Genomic DNA, 15,733 nt, shown 5'->3' on the forward strand with positions numbered 1-15,733 from the left:
GAAAATAATGGGAATTATTTTCATTTTCTTTCATGTTTTTTTCATTTTTTTCTATTGACTTATATCTACTTTATATGATATATATATATATTTCGCAATGGAAAGGATTACACTATGACTAAAAAAATACTTGTTACAGGTGGAGCTGGATTTATTGGGTCTCACACTTGTATAGAATTATTAAATAATGGAAATGAAGTAGTTGTCGTTGATAACTTATATAACGCAAATAAAAAGAGTTTAGAAGTAGTTGAACGAGTTACTGGTAAAAAGGTAACATTTTATGAAGTTGATGTTCGTGATGAAGATAAATTAAATGAAGTTTTTGAAAAAGAAGGAAATATTTATGGAGTTATTCACTACGCTGGATTAAAAGCAGTTGGTGAATCTTGTGAAATCCCATTAGCATATTATGATAACAATATAGCTGGAACTATTACTTTGTTCCGTGTTATGGAAAAACACAACTGTAAAAATATAATTTTCAGTTCATCGGCTACAGTTTATGGAGACCCCCATACATTACCAATTAAAGAAGATTTCCCATTATCTGTAACTAACCCATACGGACGCACTAAATTAATAACTGAAGATATTTTAAAAGATGTTTATAAAGCAGACAACGAATGGAATATAGTATTACTTCGTTACTTCAATCCAATCGGAGCACATGAGTGTGGAGATATCGGTGAAGATCCAAAAGGAGTACCAAACAATCTAATTCCTTACATTATGCAAGTAGCTGTAGGAAAACTAGAAAAAGTTCAAGTTTTTGGTAATGATTTTGATACGCATGACGGTACTGGAGTACGTGACTACATCCACGTAGTAGATTTAGCTCGCGGTCACGTATCTGCTCTTAAAAAATTAGAAAAAGGTAGTGGATTAACTATTTATAACTTAGGAACAGGAATTGGATATTCTGTACTAGATATTATTAAGAGCGCATCAGCTGCTGTTGGGCGTGATTTACCTTATGTTATAACTCCACGTCGTGCAGGAGATATTGCAGCATGTTATGCCGATGCTACAAAAGCAAAAGAAGAACTTGGATGGGAAGCTCAATACGATATAAAACGTATGTGTGAAGATTCATGGAGATGGCAAAGTAAACATCCAAACGGGTTCGCTGATTAATATACTTAAACAAGAAAATATAAGTCTATGTGACTGACCTAAAAATCCAAAATATATAAAGTCAGTATGAGAGTTTATAGCACAACGGGAATGACTCAACAAAGTCGATTTCTTCGAAATCACGTTTTTTGAGTCACTCCCTTTTCTTATATAATAACACTTATTGAATTGGCCACTATTCTTATTTCCATAATAAAAATCTTTGTCAAGTGCGGGGCATGGAATTTTTCCATGCCCCGGATTTAGTATACAACCAAAAAACCTAAGGAATGGAGTCCTTAGGTCTTTACTCTATGCAACATACTAACTAATTGCTTTATATACATATTTTACACTGTTTTCTTTGATTTTACAAATTATTTTTTTAAAATAGAATCAAATAAATAAAATCCTATAGAATTATTAGTAAATCTACTAATTTTAGTCATAAAAATACCACCATTACTAGAAATACTTTTTTGTCGTGCTAAATAAGCTAAAGCAGGTGCTAATTGAAATAAAACTGCTTTATAATATTCATTTTCTTTTTCAATTAACAAAATAGCTTTCTTATACAATTCTCTCTCTTTTATTCCAACCTCTTTATCTAATATCAAATTATATAAATCAGTTAAAATTTCTTCTTCTTTAGGAGAATAATCAAACATATAAAATTCCTAATAATTACCAATTAATAGTTGGTTCCAATGGTAAACCACCACCAGCACTACCCCAGCCATCATTCGTAATAGTAGTATACTGATGAAAAGTAGTAACTTCTGTCCTTCCTTTTGCGTCAGCTATATTAAAATTTAAAAACATACTACCTGATAATAAAACAAAAAATAATCTCTTTTTCATAATAATAGAACCTTCTTTCTGTTATTTTTCAGAAAATTTAACTGTTTTTCGATATTAGAAATGAATTGTTAGTTTCATTATATAGTAAAAAATAAAAAATACAAGTCTTTTATTTAATTTTTTAAAATATTTGTTAAAACATCACTCTTTACACTCTGTCAAAATACTTTCTATTTCTTTTAATTCTTTTATAAACTTACTATCTTTATGCCCTATATATACAATCTTTCTTCTACTCTTGTCATTGCTACATAAAGAAATCGTCTTTCTTCTTCTACTACATTTGTTTCTAACAATACATTTTTATCTAACTTTTCATAGTTTGCTTTATACAAATAAAGATAATTCTCATCTATATTCATTATAAATACATTTTTTAATTCAAGTCCCTTATATAATTAATTTAACTTTGAATTTATCTCCCTGTCAAATTTGATAGATTGTTTTATTTTTTATATTTAGTTGTCTTCATACAGGAAAGCTCATCTTTTATTGATAGGATTACTTTTTTGTATAACAAAATGTACAAATATTTCTTTTGTAACTACTTTCCTAATTAATAAAAAAATAATTAGTATGGATTTTTCTCATCCACACTAATTATTATACACCCTATTATTTTATGCTTTTTTTCTAGATTTAATTGCTCCAATAACTATTGGAATTAAGCTGATTAGAATAATAGCAATTACAACTACAGAGAAGTTGTTCTTAACAAATGGAATATTTCCAAAGAAGTACCCTACTGATACAAATAATGTACACCAACAAAGTCCTCCAAAGAAATCAATAATTCTAAACTTAGAATATTTCATCTTACCAGCTCCTACGATAAATGGAACGATCGTACGAATGATTGGGAAGAATCTTGCTAAGAAAATAGATTTTCCTCCATGTTTTGCTACAAAGTTCTCAGCGTCCTTTATGTTCTCATCAGACACAAATTTTTTAAACCACGCCTTACTCTTTAAATAATCAGAGAAGTTTCTTCCAATAAAATAGTTACAATTATCACCAATTACTGCGGCACTTACACATAAGAATAATAATAAAAAGATGTTATTCCCTGTTGCAGCCCACAATGCACCACTAGCGAACAATAATGAATCACCTGGTAAAAACGGCATAAACACAACACCAGTTTCAATAAAGATAATTAAAAATATTATCCCATACATCCACCATGGTCCATGTTGTGTCATTAATTCACCAAGATGTTTGTCAATATGCAATACAAAATCAATTAAAAATTTAATTGTTTCCAATGTAAGCCTCCTAAAATTAATATGTCCTAATGATTATACCATAGACACTATAGCCTGTCTAATAATCATATAGTTTTAAACATTAATCTCTTATGAATTTTTTCATTTCAGCAATGTAGTCCGCATTACTTTCGTGTTTTCTAAGATGATTTAAAACCCCGATTGTTGGTTCACTAACATCTTCAAGCTTTCTACGTGTTTGCCATAAGATTTTTACTTCATCTTCCGTTAGTAATAAATCTTCTTTTCTTGTAGAACTCTTCAAGAAATCAATAGCCGGATAAACTCTTCTTGAAGCTAGTTCTGGTGATAATACTATCTCCATATTACCAGTACCTTTAAACTCTTCGAATATTAGATCATCCATTCTCGAACCAGTATTAATCAAGGCAGTAGCGATTATAGTTAAACTTCCTCCACCTTCAACATTCCTTGCAGCTCCAAAGAATGCTTTTGGCTTGTGAAGGCTCGATGGATCTACCCCTCCACTTAGGACTTTACCACTACTTGGCTCAACTATGTTATAAGCTCGTGCTAATCTTGTAATACTATCCATAAGTATAATTACATCTTGACCAAGTTCTACTCGACGTTTAGCATGCTCAATTACCAATTCAGCTACTTTGATATGATTTTCAGAAGTCTCATCAAATGTTGAACTTACAACATCTGCTCCTTTTACCGATCTTTCCATATCAGTAACCTCTTCAGGTCTTTCGTCAATTAAAAGAATAATTAACTTCTTATCAGGATAATTTTTTCTAATTGAATTTGCAATATCTTTTAGTAATGTTGTTTTCCCAACTTTTGGTGGTGCAACAATTAATCCACGTTGACCGAATCCAATCGGTGCTACCAAATCAACAAATCTTGTAGAAAGTTTTTCCTTAGTAGTCTCTAGAACAATTTTTTGATTCGGATAAATCGGTGTTAACGCTTGGAAATGTGCTCTACCTTTTGCAACTTCTGCATCTACATCGTTAACCGTGTCAACTTGTAAAATCCCGGCATATCTTTCACCTTCACGAGGTTTACGAACTTTTCCGTAGACTTCGTCACCCTTTTTAAGTTCAAAACGACGAATTTGAGAAGCGGAAATATAAATATCCGTCTCTCCCTTTTTATAATCAACCGTTCTTAAAAATCCAAAACCATTCTCAGGATGTATATCATCTAGAATTCCAGAGGCATAGTAATGTTCCTCACTAACTGATTGTTTTTCTAAAATTGCTAAAACTAATTCTTTTTTATTTAATGTATAATATCTTGGAACACCAAGTTCTTTTGCTAAAGCTGTAAGTTCTTTAGTATTCATACTTTTATACATTTCATCAAATTTAACGTTACTCATTTTCTTCCTTTCTCTGTATATAGTACAGAAATCTAACGAAAAATATTTCAAGAAAAATATTTTATTTAAAATTTTTAAAAATTCCTAACAACTTTAAACGAGAGTAACTTAAAACCATTATTTTCAAAATCGATTTTAAAAGTTACCCCCGTTCGGTTCATCAAATATCTTAAACTCTTATTTTTTTACTTATCTCTTACTTAGTACAATTACTGCTGATAGAATAAAACCTGCCCCAATTAAATCTATCGTTCCAAATGTCGTGCCCAATAACAGGAATGAGAACATTATAGCTGCAATCGGTTCAAAGCATCCGATAATACTTCCTGTGACTGCACCAATCAACCTAACACCTTCTAGATATGTAGAAAATGATAAAATTGTACCAACTATAATTACTCCTGACATACATATTAAATCAATCAATTTAAAATTATCCGGAATATAATAACTACCTGTTAAGAAGTATGCTACAATACCAGAAAATAATAGCCCCCAAGCCATTATAGGCATTACACCGTATTTTGTAGTTAGACTGATTGAAAAAATATTATAACTAGCAAGACCAAATGCAGAAAGTAATCCCCAGAATAATCCTAATGTAGAAATATTTAGTTTACTAAAATCAAAATGGGTTGCTATTAACACCGTTCCAAATAGTGAAACTACTATTGCAATAACTTCTCTCGGAAGAGGCCATCTTCTACCTATAACACAATAGTATAACATTATTATTACTGGACCAATATACTGTATAACCGTTGCCATCCCTGCATTTGTATACTTAATTGTTAAGAAGAATGTCCCCTGGCAGATTAACAGACCAAAAAATGAGAAATTTAGTAGTTTTAAAATATCTTTCTTATCTGAAAATACTCTTACTAAGTTGTTTTTATCTTTAAGGAATAACATAGCTACCATTACGATTCCAGAAAAAAATAATCTATTAGCTATTATCCAAACAGGATCTATTTTCGATATATTTAGTAAATATTCCCCTAATACTCCTGATAATCCCCAACATGTAGCCCCAAGTAAGGTAAAGAGTATACCTTTTTTCATCGTACTTTGTCCCATAATTACTCTCCTAATGATCGAATAGTTTTAGGCTAGAACTAACTATCTTATTAGATTTTTCTATTACCTCATCGTATTTCTCATCTTTTGATAATAATATACTTGTAAATAATGTAATCATATTATTTTGAGCTACCATCATATTTCCACATGTATAAAACTTAGCATCTAAATCATTAGTAATATACCCGAAAGGTGAATACCAAAAACCATAACCCACATTATAATTTTCATTAAAAAATTTCTTCGCTACGCTTTCTGGATATCCTTTTATTATAGGCATAGGATATAAAAGACTAAGAGCTTTTATCGCTTTTTGAGAATCTTCTACTTTAGAATTTAAAACAGAAAATACATCTAATTTTTTCCCCATTAGAGTTTTATCGTCATATACATTAAACTCAGTCTCATAATGTGATTCAAAATCCTCTTTGTATTCTTGAATTATTTCTTTTTCATCAAACATAATTGAATAATCATTATTAAATAAGTTTTCTTTCTTCAAATAAAGATGTGCTTTTAAATCATTTTCAGTATAATCCAGGGAAATAAGTGGATTAGTTGTTATAAATAAACTTTTCTTCGATTCGAATGCAATAAAATATCTATTTTTACTTAGAAGATACTTAGTTATTGCTCCTAATGAAGTATTATTTTCTAATAATATTAAATTTTTTCTTGATAAAACTATTCGTTTTAATTCTTCTTTTTCTATTTGAAGAAGGGCTTTCCTAATATTTTCTTGCCAAAGCTCTGGATAAATTTCTCTAACGACATTAATCTGCGGTTCACTAGATATTTCATTTTTATCATCAAGTTTTTTTAAGAACGAAATTCTCTCTGCCCATAATTCAGAAAATTCTTTTTCTTCTTTCATATTAAAGAACAATGTAATATAAACATCATCACCTTTAAATACTGCCAGTATTCCTGGTACAACGAATGACGTATCACTAAAGTCTACCCACTCTTGGCTGTTTTTATTATTACCGTCAGAAATTCCACCGTAAATACCGAAGTACTCACAATCATGTTCATCTATCTCTATAGCACTCACCTGTGCTTTTAACTCTTCGAACCCAGATAAAACACTACTATTATCAAAACTTGTTAAGAAATCATTAGAGTCTAATAACCATGTTGCTTCATAACCTATTCCAATTATAGATGTTTTAGTATCAGGTGTTCTTATAATAAATCTCTCACCTTTTTTAGGAGTAAAAAGACTGATAAACTGATCTTCAGTAAAAGTTTTTTTCAATTTGAATTTCACAACAAGCTTATCATCTAGAACTGTATCACTAAAATCATAATCTATAATTTTCTGATAATCATTCATACATATTACCTATCCTTTTTTTTCTCCTCATTTTGTAGTTTTTCTTCACGTTCTTTAATTTCTAGTCTTTTTTGTCTTTGTTTAATAAGTCTATTTACCTCTTCTTCAGACTTATAACTCGCCTCTTTGTCAGTAAAAATAAATAGATTCTTATGGTCATTTAATATCGATAAGATAGTTTTTTGGTCAGAATCTTCATTTTCGAATAATTCCTCAATATATTTTCTCTTATCACTTCCTAATACAACCACAAATAAATTTCTAGCTGCCATTAGATTTTCATAACCTATACTAATTAATTTATTGCCATCAATTTCCATTCCAGCATTCTGAAGTTGTGATTTCTCCTCATCAGAGAATTCCACAATGTGAAGATTTTTGTTTACTTCATCTGCAAAACGATAATCGAGTATTCCTCCATCAGATCCTAAGAAAACTACTGCAACATCTATAGGATTGTCAGATAATACTTCTTTATATGTATTTAAGTCCTCTTCACAATCATTGCTATTCAATGTTTGAGGATAATAGATATTCTTAGTCTCGACATCTAATTTCTTAAATAGCTCATGTCTAGCATATCTATATAGTCCAAATTTTTCTTCAATATCAATATCAGCAAATTCACGTTGTCCTAACATTATTACATGTTTATAACGATATTTTCCTGTCTGATTATCATCTATCATTCTATTCGTAAATTGAGTATTTATAATATTTTCCGGTAAACAGATTACTGCACCATCTTCTAAGTTTTTTTCAAATTCATCATACATTCTATTTAAAACTGCTGTTTCACTATTACAAACTATATATTTCACGATTTCACCTCCGAATTATAATAAATCAGTTCTTATTATACCACAATTAGACATTACTAACAACGTGCTAACTCTTTAATGATTCTATACAAATCTACTCTATTCAATCTCAATCAAACTAGATAATACATACGAATAAACATATGTTTTTATATTATCTAATTTATAGTAATCTTCTACCGCTTCTTTATAAATTCTAAGTTGTTCTTTGTGTCTATCTCGTAGGATTTCTTCTCCGTTTTTACTAGTCACATGATCCGTTTTATAATCTACGATAATCGCTGTATCATCAGAAATTTTAATGAATAAATCAACAACCCCTTGTAAAATTACATCAATATCACTTTCACTTCCATCATACAATTCTTTTGCTTTTTTAGCAGTAGTGAACGCTATCTCTGTTTGACAAAATTCGCTCTCGGATACTATTTTTATTAACTCGCTATTAATAAAGTTAGAAATTTTCTCTAGATCATCATTATTATTAATATTATCAAATTCTTCTTGTGATAATATTCTTCGTTCTTTAATGTTTTGTAGTAAATTATCTGTTTTCTTTAAACTATTGATGTAATACGCTACATCAGAAATTTCTACTCCTGCTCTTGTATCATTAACTATCTTCTCAAAAAGTTTATGAATGATATTCCCTCTTAAAATTGCCTTGCTAGTAGATGTTGATTTTTTTAATGTAGTTAATTCTAAGTACCCTCGTTTTTCTTTTTTTCTATTTAATTCAATATCTTTAGAATTAATTTTTTTCAAAGCACTATATGAAGTTTTCGCAGGAAATACTTTGTTCTTATTCTCTTCCCTTACATCATTATTATTTTGAATAGTTTCTTTCTTATTCTTACTCTCGAATTGTTTATAGAAATCTTGCAAATCAAATTCCGTACTCGCTTCTTCCTCATCTGGGGTAGAATTACTCTTATACATTTCAAATAATGCATCTCTTTCATTTTCAAAAATAAACTCTTTACCATAATCGCTTAGCAGATTATTTAAGATTTTCTCAAAATTATCATCCTCAAAAAGTGCTTGATATAACGGTTTATCTTTAGCATTCTCGTTATTTAATTGTATTCCATTTGGGCTTACAAGGTGTAGCGCATTCTCAGCACGTGTTAATGCTACATATAAATTACGTACTTCTTCTTCTCTTTCTCGTAATTTTATTAAGACACTATTATATTTATACAACTGATTTAATTTTTCTATATTACTAGAAATCAAACCAAACTTTTGACCTAACTCTTCTGCATTTATACTTAATCCAAAGATTTCTGTGAATAATAATTCACCTGTGTAACCTCTTTTACTAAATGAAGTATCTAAATCAGCTACGAATACTATCTTATATTCTAAACCTTTTGAAATGTGAATAGTAGATAATGTTACACTATCATTCGGGGTACGTTTTTTCGTTTCAAATACCTCATCATTTTTAATAGTTTTTAATTGATTTACCAAGCCACTCAATTTATTATCTATATTTTGATAATCATTAACAATATCTATAAAGTTCTCATAATAATCTAATTCTTCATCATTTACATCAATTGTTACTAAATAATTTTTAAAATCTATATCAGTAGCTATACATTCTAATAGACTCGGTAATGAGTTATTCAAACTAAAATTCAACCATTTATTTAATATATTTACAGTGTTATAATCTTTTTTCTTTTCACTATTTTTTAATTTTTCAAAAAGGTTTCTCCCTTTTGTTATGGATAATTTTAATAATTCATCATTACTATAATCAAATATCTCAGTATGTAAAATTGCAAGTAAACTAGCATCTCTATTCGTATTATCTAAAAATCTAAGAATATTATACAAAATGTTAAATGAATTAGATTCAGTGAACCCTACCTTTTCCTTAAAGAATAACGGTATATTGTATTTAGCAAAAACTTCTTTAAAACTAGACATTTTTGTACTATTTCTAACTAAAATAGCATAATCACTATACTTTTTGCCATTTTTGATACCTAATAATATTTCATAAGCAATATTCTCTATAGATTGTTCTCTAAAAGATTTTTTATCTTCTAAATCTTCACCTGTAAAATAGTTAGTCTTACCATTAATTAACCTAGTTGGTGTAATTTTAGAATTCTCACTTTCTTTTGCCTTTGGATAATATAGTGCACTATCTTCTCCATAACTTACCCCGGCATTTTTGTTCCCCATAAGTCTATTAAAAATATAATTACTAGATTTTAATATATTAATATCACTTCTAAAGTTTTCTTTTAGAACTACACAGATACCTTCAGAATCATCTTCGAAAGAATATTCTTGATTTACAGAATAGTCATCGATTTCTAATTTATTATAACTATTATATTTCTGTTCGAATAAATCAGGATTTGATCCTCTAAACCCATAGATTGCTTGTTTTACATCCCCTACCCTGAAGAAATACACACCTTCTCCTCTAATTAGATTTAAGATATATTCTTGAAGGTTATTATTATCTTGATACTCATCAACATATATTTCTAAGAAATAATTTTTATAATACTGAGCCGCTTCACTAGGTACAATTTCTCCATTTTCTTCTCTAGTTAATGCCTTTATAGCCAGGTGGTTTAAATCAGAAAAGTCTAAAAAGTTATTCTCGCGTTTTCTTTTTATGAAATTATTGTGCAGTTTCGTCAATACACTTGTTATCGACTTAGCTAATAAATTCATTTTTTCTAAAACTTTAAAATAATTTAAATAGTCAACAAGAACTTCATGAACTCCACTTAATAGTCCCGCATCATAAATATTATCTTCTATCTCTAACTGTGTATTAAGCTTACTTATAAGTTCCTTAAGCTCTTCAAGTTGTTCTTGAGTACTCTTTATAGAAACCTCATCTTCATCTACATACTTTGCAAGCTTTTCTTTTTTCGTTTCATCTAAATTTACTAAAGACAGTATATCTAATAAACTATCCTTCTTACTATTTATTAAATACTGTTGTACATAATTACAAAAATCTATCGCAGTAGCAATATCTTTAGTTTGAGTTAACTCACTAACTTTATTAAACTTATCTATTATACAATTTTCCTCAACTTCAAAATTGTTAGTTACTAAATCATTTAGTTTTGTGAAACCTTCCTCTAGATAATTTTGGAAGTTTGGGATATTTAAAAGTTTATAGTATAAATCAATAATATAAGAACTAATATTCTGCTTAGAGCCAAATACTGTAAATAATAAATCAGTTATTTTAGAATCTTCCTGTACTAATTGTTCAAGAACATTTCCTACCGTTTCATTCAATAATCCCCTGCTATTCGCAAGTATACTAAAATTAGGTGATAAATATTTAGTTTCATTATCGATCTTCTCTTCAACTAGATAATAAAATTTCTTTAATACATTTAAACAAAAACTATCGATAGTACTTATATAAGCATCATTCATTAACATTCTTTGTTTTCTTAAGTATACTAAATCTTCTTCCTTATTAGTAGATAGTAATCGTTCACTGATTTTATTCTCAATTCTTACAATCATGTTTTTCGCTGCAGCAGTTGTGAATGTCAGTACTAATAGACGATCTACATCCCATCTATTAGAAGCTACCTTTCTTGCAATTCTCTCAGAAAGCACCTCAGTTTTACCACTTCCTGCTGCTGCCGCAACAAGAATATCAGCACCGGTGATAGCTATTGCTTGCCATTGCGGAGCTGAATAAGAATGCTTTCTAGAACCGGCTATTTTATCAATCTTCTCAATTTTTATCATATAATTATCCTCTAATTTTACATTAATTATCACTATATATTTTAACATACTTTAAGCTTTATGGTATAATATTTTAAAATACTATTATGTTTATTACTAAAATATTTTAAAGGTGAAATGTAATGAATCGAAAACTTTTAGCACTAGCTCCGATTTTTGTGGCTAGTTCAATAATAAGACAAAATAAAAAATTAAAAGTAAGAAAAACTACTCTTAAGTTTGATAAACTACCTCAAGCTTTTGACAATTATAAAATTGCTCAAGTCAGCGATATTCACTGTGATAGAGTCGGACATAGCGATCTATCATTTATAAAAAAAATTAAAGATTTCAATCCAGATATAATAGTTATAACTGGAGATGTTTTAGATAGCTATAATAATGATATGGATATTGCTTATAATATTTTAAGTCAATTAGCAATAATAGCTCCGTGCTATTTTGTCTCAGGAAACCACGAATTAAGACTTCCTGAAGAATACGAGCAACTTATAAATATAATGAAAAAACTTAATATTACATATATGAACAATAGTAATCTACTTATTACAAAAAATAATGAAAGCATTAATTTGGTTGGAGTTGAGGATTACAATTTCTTTAAAAATGAAGATAACTTAAATCATAGAGCAAACTTCATAAAAACTCTAGAAGAACTTTATTCTCCAAATCACTTTAATATACTTTTATCACATAGACCTGAGAAATTTCCAATTTACGCAGATTTAAAATACGAGCTTATTTTTTCAGGGCATGCTCATGGTGGTCAATGGAGAGTGCCATTTGTAGGTGGTATTTTCTCTCCAAGTCAAGGCTTCTTTCCTAAATATACTAATGGTAACTATGTTCTAGAAGATTCAACTATAATTGTTTCTCAAGGCCTTGGTAACAGTTCATTCCCTATTAGGATTAATAATAGAATAGAGTTGGTTTTAGCAACATTAAAAAAATAGAATATATATAATATACCGACTCAAAAAGTTAGAAATCGATTCTTTCTTTTTAGAGTCGGTAATTTAATTATATTATTTTACAGCTGAAGTTTTTGGCAATGCTTTTTTAACATTTTTATTCATAGGATTTGCTTGTTTTTTAGGTGTTTGTCCAGCAGCTGGAAGTTTATACTCTGGTTTGTGATTAACCAGGGCATCTCCATTTGAATGAATTGCAGTTAATTTATCATATTCAGCTTGCACTTTTCTTGCATATTCATCCTCATTCTTTTTAGCTTCTTCTCGTGTCTCAGTATTCCAAGTTGGATGAGCTTGTGGAGTCACTCCTGGCTGAGTTACTGGTTTAATATTTTCATTTGCTGCTTTTTCCCACGCATCACTAGCTGCATCTTCTGATGCTTTTGATGGTTCATCAGCTTTTACAAATCCTCCTGAAAGTGTTCCAAATGGAACAGCAAGTGCTACTAAAGCTGTTAGTAATAATTTTTTAGATTTCATATTAAAAATCTCCTTTACAAATAATTTTTTCAAATATATTATACTGCTACTCTATAATTATATCAATAAAAATTTGTTTTTTTACGTAAACAGAAACCTTTAAAATCACTTTTTATAAAGAAAATAAGATGTTTATTTTTATAATTTTAATATTCTTTAAATTTATAGATAATTATAAAAAATCACCTGTATAGCCTATTTAACTATACAAGTGATTCTTTAATTATTAAAAATATAATTTTTCAAATTTTTCTATTTTTTCTTCAAAGTCTTGAAGAGCTAATTCAATTGGCTCAGGTTTAGACATATCTACACCCGCATTTTTCAGCACCTCAATTGGATAATTAGAGCATCCTTTTGAAAGGAACTCATCAATATAAACTTTTGCATTTTTACTGTCTTTTAAGATTAGTTTAGATAAAGCTTGGGCTGCTGAGTAACCAGTCGCATATTGGTATACATAGTAATTATAATAGAAGTGCGGCACTCTAGACCATTCATATTTGATATCTTCATCATAAGTAAATACATCACCGTAGTATTTCTTAATTAAGTTGAAGTATTCAGTATTTAAATATTCAGCTGTAAGAGCCCCTCCATTTTGAAGGTGTTGGTTTATAGTGTGCTCAAATTCAGCAAATTGAGTTTGTCTATATACTGTAGCTGTAAAGCCGCTTAATGCCTGATTAAGTACACGTAGCATTCCATTTTTGTTACCTTCTTTTTCAAATTTATTATAAAGGTACTCAGTTAATAATGCCTCATTACAAGTTGATGCAACCTCAGCGACAAAGATTGAATAATCTCCATAAACATATGGTTGGTTTTTCCTAGTATAGAATGAGTGCATAGAGTGTCCAAGTTCATGAATTAAAGTATATACGTCATTTAATGTTCCATCAAAGTTTAATAGTACAAATGGTTTTGTAGTATAACCACCCCATGAATATGCACCAGAACGTTTACCTTTATTTGGATAAACATCAATCCAACGTTCTGTGAATGCTTTTCTCATATCGTTAACGTATTCTTCACCCATAGGTTTAACCGCTTCAAGTACAATATCACGAGCCTCTTCAAATGTGAATTTTAATGGCTCTCCTTTTACCATCGATACTGATCTATCGTATAATCTAAAGTCTTCAAAACCTTTTGCTCGTTTATGTAAGTTGTAGTATCTTTGTAAAGCAGGGATTTTTTGATTTACTACCGATACTAAATTATCATAAACTTCTTCAGGAATTAAGTTATTAGATAATGCATTATTTCTTGTTGATGAATATTTATAAACATCTGCATAATATTTTTTTCTTTTTAAGTTTCCACCCAATGTAGAAGCTAATGTATTATTATGTTTTTTAAAATAATTATATAAAGCATGGAATGTATTTTTTCTAAGGACTCTATCCGTACTTTCCATATAAGTTCCATAAGTTCCATGAGTTAAAGTATGTTTATTTCCATCTTTATCTTCTACTTGTTCAAATTCAACATCAGCATTATTTAACGCTGAGAAAGTTTCATCACTTGCATTTAGAGCTTCTCCAGCCATCGCGATAATTCTTTCTTGTTCTGCATCTAATGTATGAGGACGTTTTTTATTTAATTTCTCTAATTTAAACTTATAAACTTTTAATTCTTCTAATTCCTCTACATATCCTGAAAGTACATCCTCTTCAATAGAAAGAAGTTCCGGTTTTAAAAATGACCACTCAGAATCAAACTTAGAATTTAAATTCATAGTTTTAGCATATATTTCACCATATTCTGCATTTGTACTATCCTGATCTTTTCTTAGAAAAGCATAAATAGTTAATTGTTCCATTTTTAAAGACATATCTTCTTCTGCTTTAAAAACTTCTAATAATCCTTTTGCTCCTTCTTTAACTTTTCCTCTATATTGTTTTATTTCTGGGACAAGTTTTTCAACTTCTTTAAATTGGTTCCAAAAATCTTCATTCGTTTCAAAAATCGATTCTAAGTCCCAAGTATTTTCAACTTTTTGATCTTTTCTTAGTAATTCAACCATATTTTTTCTCCTTATGTCTAATACATAAATTTTATTATAGCATATATTTTAGTAATTTGGTAATATATATTTAAATAACTACCTTAAATTTTCTGAAAATAACTGATGAATAATTTAATTTTTCCTTATCAAATGGTCATAATTTTCATGCCCTATAAAGATTTCACAATTTTTTCTGAATCCATAACTTTCATATAGTTTTCTCGCTCTATCATTTGACTGGGCAACATTTAAACTTAACTTAGGATAGCCACTTTTAACAAATTCTGTTAATAGCTTATTACCAATACCTTCTCCTCTAGCATGAGAAAAAACAAATAATGTATCTAAATAGAATTCTCCAACCAATACTTCATCATAATCAAAAATCATCGAATCTTTCTTCAGATTAAAATTACTTACAACTTCGTCATACCAAAATTCTTTCATTTTTTTGACTTCATCGTAATGATATGTAAAAGAGAATCCTTTAATCTCTCCATTACTCTCAAATACTGTACAATTTTTATAACTAAATCTGTCATATTCAGATAAAAATACATATTTTAAAATCTTTAAAACCTTCTCTTCTGAATAATCTTTTAAGATATCTATCTCTAATGATTTTATAAATTCAAATAATCCATCTAATACTTTAAAATCATCCTTTGTTGCTTTTCTAATCATGAGC

At 28.9% G+C, this 15,733-nt stretch carries 13 protein-coding genes and 1 pseudogene; 2 read left to right on the forward strand and 12 right to left on the reverse strand.

All coding sequences use genetic code 11. The annotated features are described in order from the left end of the window. Nucleotides 1–114: 114 nt before the first annotated feature. Entirely contained in the window at nucleotides 115–1,137 is a 1,023-nt protein-coding gene (gene galE / locus O3801_RS02190) for a UDP-glucose 4-epimerase GalE (protein ID WP_315498689.1), read from the forward strand. Nucleotides 1,138–1,493: 356 nt separating this feature from the next. Here the strand turns inward: galE and O3801_RS02195 are convergent, their stop codons facing one another. From O3801_RS02195 to O3801_RS02235, 9 genes and pseudogenes are all read right to left on the reverse strand, one after another. Beyond that, nucleotides 1,494–1,784, reverse strand: a complete 291-nt coding sequence (locus O3801_RS02195; RefSeq protein ID WP_371453929.1) for a bacteriocin immunity family protein — start codon at nucleotides 1,782–1,784, stop codon at nucleotides 1,494–1,496. Nucleotides 1,785–1,800: 16 nt separating this feature from the next. Beyond that, nucleotides 1,801–1,977 (reverse strand): hypothetical protein, encoded by a 177-nt coding sequence (locus tag O3801_RS02200; protein WP_371453930.1) that lies wholly within the window; start codon nucleotides 1,975–1,977, stop codon nucleotides 1,801–1,803. A gap of 212 nt (nucleotides 1,978–2,189) precedes the next feature. Next, nucleotides 2,190–2,357 (reverse strand): annotated as a pseudogene (locus tag O3801_RS02205) (3'-5' exonuclease); the annotation flags it as partial. A gap of 240 nt (nucleotides 2,358–2,597) precedes the next feature. After that, nucleotides 2,598–3,242 (reverse strand): VTT domain-containing protein, encoded by a 645-nt coding sequence (locus tag O3801_RS02210; protein ID WP_371453931.1) that lies wholly within the window; start codon nucleotides 3,240–3,242, stop codon nucleotides 2,598–2,600. Between the two features lie 82 nt (nucleotides 3,243–3,324). Further along, the gene (rho, locus tag O3801_RS02215) at nucleotides 3,325–4,593 is read right to left on the reverse strand and encodes a transcription termination factor Rho (RefSeq protein WP_371453932.1); all 1,269 of its coding nucleotides are present in this window, start codon (nucleotides 4,591–4,593) and stop codon (nucleotides 3,325–3,327) included. A 189-nt stretch (nucleotides 4,594–4,782) separates the two neighbouring features. Next, complete coding sequence (locus O3801_RS02220; protein WP_371453933.1) at nucleotides 4,783–5,670, reverse strand: DMT family transporter; 888 nt, start codon at nucleotides 5,668–5,670, stop codon at nucleotides 4,783–4,785. A gap of 10 nt (nucleotides 5,671–5,680) precedes the next feature. After that, nucleotides 5,681–7,009 (reverse strand): hypothetical protein, encoded by a 1,329-nt coding sequence (locus tag O3801_RS02225; RefSeq protein WP_371453934.1) that lies wholly within the window; start codon nucleotides 7,007–7,009, stop codon nucleotides 5,681–5,683. 5 nt (nucleotides 7,010–7,014) lie between these two features. After that, the gene (locus O3801_RS02230) at nucleotides 7,015–7,830 is read right to left on the reverse strand and encodes a 6-phosphogluconolactonase (protein ID WP_371453935.1); all 816 of its coding nucleotides are present in this window, start codon (nucleotides 7,828–7,830) and stop codon (nucleotides 7,015–7,017) included. 99 nt (nucleotides 7,831–7,929) lie between these two features. Then, nucleotides 7,930–11,583 (reverse strand): UvrD-helicase domain-containing protein, encoded by a 3,654-nt coding sequence (locus O3801_RS02235; RefSeq protein ID WP_371453936.1) that lies wholly within the window; start codon nucleotides 11,581–11,583, stop codon nucleotides 7,930–7,932. A 122-nt stretch (nucleotides 11,584–11,705) separates the two neighbouring features. On the opposite strand from O3801_RS02235, the gene O3801_RS02240 reads away from it, so the two are divergent. Next, on the forward strand, nucleotides 11,706–12,536 hold the full coding sequence (locus O3801_RS02240; RefSeq protein WP_371453937.1) for a metallophosphoesterase: 831 nt from the start codon (nucleotides 11,706–11,708) through the stop codon (nucleotides 12,534–12,536). Between the two features lie 72 nt (nucleotides 12,537–12,608). Here the strand turns inward: O3801_RS02240 and O3801_RS02245 are convergent, their stop codons facing one another. From O3801_RS02245 to O3801_RS02255, 3 genes are all read right to left on the reverse strand, one after another. Next, nucleotides 12,609–13,034 carry a hypothetical protein gene (locus tag O3801_RS02245; RefSeq protein WP_371453938.1) on the reverse strand — a complete coding sequence of 142 codons (426 nt, stop codon included), beginning with the start codon at nucleotides 13,032–13,034 and terminating at the stop codon, nucleotides 12,609–12,611. Between the two features lie 226 nt (nucleotides 13,035–13,260). Further along, a complete protein-coding gene (gene pepF / locus O3801_RS02250; protein ID WP_371453939.1) occupies nucleotides 13,261–15,063 on the reverse strand; it encodes an oligoendopeptidase F in 1,803 nt (600 codons plus the stop codon). Nucleotides 15,064–15,177: 114 nt separating this feature from the next. After that, nucleotides 15,178–15,729 (reverse strand): GNAT family N-acetyltransferase, encoded by a 552-nt coding sequence (locus O3801_RS02255; RefSeq protein WP_371453940.1) that lies wholly within the window; start codon nucleotides 15,727–15,729, stop codon nucleotides 15,178–15,180. Nucleotides 15,730–15,733: the final 4 nt, after the last annotated feature.

This window comes from Gemella sp. 27098_8_149 (genome assembly GCF_041433745.1).
In the GTDB taxonomy this organism is placed as follows: domain Bacteria; phylum Bacillota; class Bacilli; order Staphylococcales; family Gemellaceae; genus Gemella.